Consider the following 2,306-nt stretch of genomic DNA (forward strand, 5'->3'; position numbering starts at 1 on the left):
GCAGGATCAGGGCAGCGCTGTTCTGCTGCAAGTGAAGTCATGGATGCAGCTTAAATTCTGGCAAACGCTGTCTTGACGGATGGGTCCACTTTATTCCCTCGTGAGCAAGGATTTGAACCTCGATTGATTTAAAAGCGATTATATTGATCAAATTAGTGAAAACAATGTATGTCGACATTGCAATTGCTGTTGAGAATAAAAGATTCTAACCTGGCTATTTGCTTGAGGTCGCCATCCAAGATATCTATGCCGTGCTTATTCGAATGTCAATATTTTACGATTAATTTTATTTAATTTTAAAGCAAGTTTCAGAAAAATCCTGCCTAGTTGCTTTGGCCCCGCAGCGGATATGTTTTCTTGACTGTGGGTGCCAAAAGTAATTTTGGGATCCATGTTTTAACCCATGAATAAGCAGGTGTGATCTTATCGGAACCTTATCCCGTCACGGAGCATTAGTATCAATAACTATAGGCTTTCCTCGTCTTTGACATCCTGGCTTGCTATTTATCCGAGGCATTTTTGGTCTGCGGCTAATCCGAAAGAATGTATTCTTGGCCAAACAGAATTTTACGAATAATACCGGTATAACGTTTCTATGAAAATCTTTAAAAAACTTAAGTTTTTATTTTATAAAGTCAGAAAAATTCGCTGCAATATAGTTTTATTTATTTTTTTGTATTCTATTGTCAACTCGGTGTTGTTTCAAGGGCCACTATATCATCGGGCGATTCTAAGCTTAGAAACCCTAGATTTCGGTGGCTCCTTGTCTCTGGCTACGCTATTTGTATTTCAGATGATAGTATCGATGGTGATATTGACCACTATTTCGCTCATTTCAGTTCGCCTGACAAAACTTGTTTGCATCCTACTGACCATAGGAAGCGCGGTTGCACTTTATTTCATTGTTGCCTACGGAACCATTCTGGACGCCACGATGATGGGTAATGTTTTCAATACCAATTTCAGTGAAGTTACCGGGTTTGCCCACCCAAGACTAATGATTTTTCTAGTTTTTCTCGGCATTATTCCCGCTTTTGTTATAAAAACAATAACGTTCACGTATGTATCTAGAACAAAACGCGTGCTGTTTCTATTCTCTACTTTGCTTATAGGAAGTTCATGGATCTATGCTAACGCCAAAAGTTGGCTTTGGATTGATAAGAATGCTAAGCAGTTCGGCGGATTGATTTTGCCTTGGTCCTATATTGTCAATTCCGCCCGCTATTACAATGAAATAACGTCGAGTCGCCAGGAGCAGCGCCTTCTACCAAGCCTTCGATTTACCGATGAAAAGAGCGTTGTCGTCGTCCTGGTGATTGGTGAATCTGCGCGCGCCCAGGATTTTTCCCTTTATGGTTATCACAGGGACACTAATCCGCTCCTGGCGAACGCCGGCGTTACCGTGATGCCAAACACCACTTCCTGCGCCACTTACACCACGAGATCACTCCAGTGCATGTTGTCCCATCTGGGCGGTGGCGCACCAATTGGAGGTGGGTATGAGCCCTTAACGAGCTATCTGGACAGGCATGGCGTGGAAGTCATCTGGCGCAGCAATAATTTTGGCGAACCGCCAATGAAGGTAAGCAGTTTTCAAAAGGCGGATGAGATCCGGAAAGAATGCCGGGATAACTGTCCACGCGAGGGTTATGACGAAGTGCTGCTCTACAAGATTGAGGAACGCCTGGAGAACGCCCGGAATGGAAAGAAAATATTGATTGTCCTCCACCAGTCTGGCAGCCACGGTCCGCAGTATTTTAAAAAATATCCGCCTGAATTTGAAATATTCAAACCGGTATGTCGGACGGTGGATCAGCAAAAATGCAGTTCTGATGAATTAATTAACACCTATGACAATACAGTCCTGTACACGGATTTTTTGCTCAATCAAGTTATTGCTTTACTGAAACCGCGCGAGAACACGGCCTCCGTAATGATGTACGTGTCGGATCATGGTGAATCTTTAGGTGAAAACGGCCTGTACCTGCATGGCATACCGTATTCGATTGCTCCCGCAGTCCAAACAAACATTCCTTTTCTCGTCTGGATGTCAGACAAATTTGCCGAGCGCAGAAATCTGGCCAATCCACTACCGGTTCGAAATCAGAACTATTCACAGGATTATGTTTTTCACAGCGTCATGGGTGCCTTCGGTTTACTAAGTGATGTCTATAAAAAAGATAAGGATATTTTTCATCCTGTCGCTGTGCCATAAAGTGGACCCCGAATTTGAGACACTGATTTAAGCTGTCGTCCTGGAAGGGATGACGAGAATGAGTGAAGCAAAGAAGAAGCGAAATAGCTAC

General features: G+C 43.3%; 1 protein-coding gene. It reads left to right on the forward strand.

From position 1 onward, the window contains the following. Positions 1–595: 595 nt before the first annotated feature. The gene (gene eptA, locus CEJ45_RS24320) at positions 596–2,215 is read left to right on the forward strand and encodes a phosphoethanolamine--lipid A transferase EptA (RefSeq protein ID WP_088757550.1); all 1,620 of its coding nucleotides are present in this window, start codon (positions 596–598) and stop codon (positions 2,213–2,215) included. Positions 2,216–2,306 lie beyond the last annotated feature (91 nt).

The sequence above is a fragment of the Herbaspirillum aquaticum genome (assembly GCF_002213425.1).
GTDB classification, from domain to species: domain Bacteria; phylum Pseudomonadota; class Gammaproteobacteria; order Burkholderiales; family Burkholderiaceae_D; genus Herbaspirillum; species Herbaspirillum aquaticum.

What these genes read in the sequence shown, in the direction of transcription:
- eptA (WP_088757550.1), top strand. Translation starts at nt 596, where the DNA reads ATGAAAATCTTTAAAAAACTTAAGTTTTTATTTTATAAAGTCAGAAAA.